The organism is uncultured Caballeronia sp. (genome assembly GCF_964243625.1).
Classification (GTDB): Bacteria; Pseudomonadota; Gammaproteobacteria; order Burkholderiales; family Burkholderiaceae; genus Caballeronia.
The window spans coordinates 1-2,235 of sequence record NZ_CAXTGZ010000816.1 but is presented as its reverse complement, the minus strand read 5'-3'; the positions used below and the strand labels follow the sequence as shown (position 1 = coordinate 2,235).

General features: G+C 59.9%; 4 protein-coding genes. All 4 read right to left on the bottom strand.

All coding sequences use genetic code 11. The features are described from left to right. Window positions 1-60: 60 nt before the first annotated feature. Window positions 61-528, bottom strand: a complete 468-nt coding sequence (locus ACFFAR_RS31295; RefSeq protein ID WP_075360485.1) for a metallophosphoesterase family protein — start codon at window positions 526-528, stop codon at window positions 61-63. A 63-nt stretch (window positions 529-591) separates the two neighbouring features. Continuing rightward, window positions 592-1,176, bottom strand: a complete 585-nt coding sequence (locus ACFFAR_RS31290; protein WP_061999026.1) for a TMEM175 family protein — start codon at window positions 1,174-1,176, stop codon at window positions 592-594. Window positions 1,177-1,316: 140 nt separating this feature from the next. Next, on the bottom strand, window positions 1,317-1,439 hold the full coding sequence (locus ACFFAR_RS31285) for a hypothetical protein (protein WP_256701365.1): 123 nt from the start codon (window positions 1,437-1,439) through the stop codon (window positions 1,317-1,319). A 116-nt stretch (window positions 1,440-1,555) separates the two neighbouring features. Further along, the coding region (locus ACFFAR_RS31280) for a ferritin-like domain-containing protein (protein ID WP_375509238.1) at window positions 1,556-2,235 on the bottom strand (680 nt) is incomplete at its 5' end.

The window sequence follows — 2,235 nt, the reverse complement described above, 5'->3', positions numbered from 1 at the left end:
TCAGATAAAGCAAAGGGGCCGTTCCTGGTTGGGAACGGCCTCTTTTTTATTCCGATGGTTTCACTCGACCAGCGTCACGATCTCCACCTTCACCTCGCCGCTTTCGATGACCATGATCCCAAGCGTTATCGGCAATTTGAAGCGGCGTGGTCCGGCGCTCCCGGGGTTGACGAAGAGCGTCGCACCGCGACGCTCAACCAGCGGCTTGTGCGAATGGCCCGTGATGACCACATCGATACCGTCGAGCCGTCGCGGGACATCCGCTATATCGTGCACGACATGAATCGATGTCTCGCCCAAACGCACCGTCACCGCTTCGGGAAGGTCATCGATCTGCACGCCCGAATCATTGTTGCCGCGAACTGCGGTGACGGGTGCAAGCGCGTTGAGCGCGTCCAGCACGGCGGGGTTGCAGATGTCGCCTGCATGAAGGATGTGCTCGCAGCCTCGCAGCGCGTGAAGCGCTTCGGGGCGCACGAGGTTGTGGGTATCGGAGATTACGCCGATGCGTATCGCATTTGATGACATGGGCTTCGCTCTCAGGACTTCATGCCCGAAGCGTAGCACCGTTCATGCTGGCAGGAGCCGCTCTTACGGCTCCTCGGTCATCAGCACTTTTTCCACACGGCGATCGGGCACGAGCCAGACGACAGCGACGATCGCGTACAGGGCGGCAGCGATCCAGGGTTCCCAGAAGGACGCGGCAATCGCGATGAGGTAGAGGACCACCGAGAGCTTGCCTTTGAAGTCCGCCCCGATCGCACGCTCGAGCATGGAGTTGGCGCCGTGCAAGCCGATCAGCGTGCGCGTGAGGATATACCACGCGACTGCCGTCATGAAGAGATCGAAGCCGTAGAGTGCGGTCGGCCAGGACGCAAGGTGGTTTTCACCCATCCAGTTGGTAGTGAATGGAAACAGCGACAACCAGAACAACACGTGCAGGTTTGCCCACAGCACGCTGCCGTTGACGCGTTTTGCCGCATGCATCAGGTGATGATGATTGTTCCAGTAGATCCCGACGTAGACGAAGCTCAGGACGTAAGCGCAGAAAACAGGGATCAACGTGCCCAGCGCGGCAAGGTCGGCGCCGTGCGGCACCTTGAGTTCCAGCACCATGATCGTGATGATGATGGCGATCACGCCGTCGCTGAACGCTTCGATCCGGTTCGTACCCATCTTCGCCCTCTCCCGTTACACGACTTGAACCGACCTGGACACGCAGCATGGCTGCATGGCGCCGCAACTGCGCGCTGCAAATTATGCGTGAGCGGCACAGTGTTGTCGATTTGGTGTGAACGAGGGAAAGGTGGGGGTATTTATCCAGGCATCGATGTATGAAGCCACTGAAGCAACTGCAAGCCGGCACCGGCCGCTATGATCGACAATCCGATCCCGAGCCGCGTACGCTCGCGCCATGCGCCGATAGAAACGTTTTTCATGATCGTCTCCTGAAATCTTTTAAGCTATCCAATGACCGAAGAAGCGCCGGGTTCCGCATGACCCCACATGCGAGAACCGGCGCCGCCCGCTTCACCCACCCCAAGTTCTTTAACGCTCAGACGAACGCGCTGCTCATGTGCAGCGTGCCGTTCACACCGGCCGGGAAGAACCCGCCCTGCGTCACTGCACCCTTGTTCAGGTACACGATGTTCAGGACATCGTCATAACTGCGGCTGAATGCAAGACCGTTGGCATCGAGCGGTACGATGTTCGAGCTTCCGGCCGTTGCGCCGGTGATGCCCTGGTCTACATCTGTCGAGCTATCGAGCGAATCGCGGGCATCGGAGATCTGCTGCACGGTCGTATAGATAGAAGGCGTCGTCATGCCGCGCGAAAACAGCACGGTGCGAACCAGACCGGCGTGATAAGCCTCGGCAGCGAGAATGCCGGCTGCCGCTTCCAGGTACGTTTTGTTCGTGATCAGCGGCGACGCGCCCTTGTACGCTGTTACGCCGACATCTTCAAAGATGAACGCGCCAATCAGGAAGTTCGTCGGGCTCGAGTACGGATTGAAGACCTGGCCCGGGCCGATCACGCCGGCTGCTTGCGCCGCGATTGAGAATGCCCCCGTCGCGCTCGTGCCGCCTACGTCAAGCGCCGGCATTGCAACCGCGGAGGCGCCAAGTGCCGTGCGCAAAAAGGTAACGTGCTCGAGTTCGTCACGCGCGATTTCAGCAGCGTATGCGCCGACCAGCGGGTCGCCGGTGAAGTCGACCTTTTGCCCCGGAATGACGG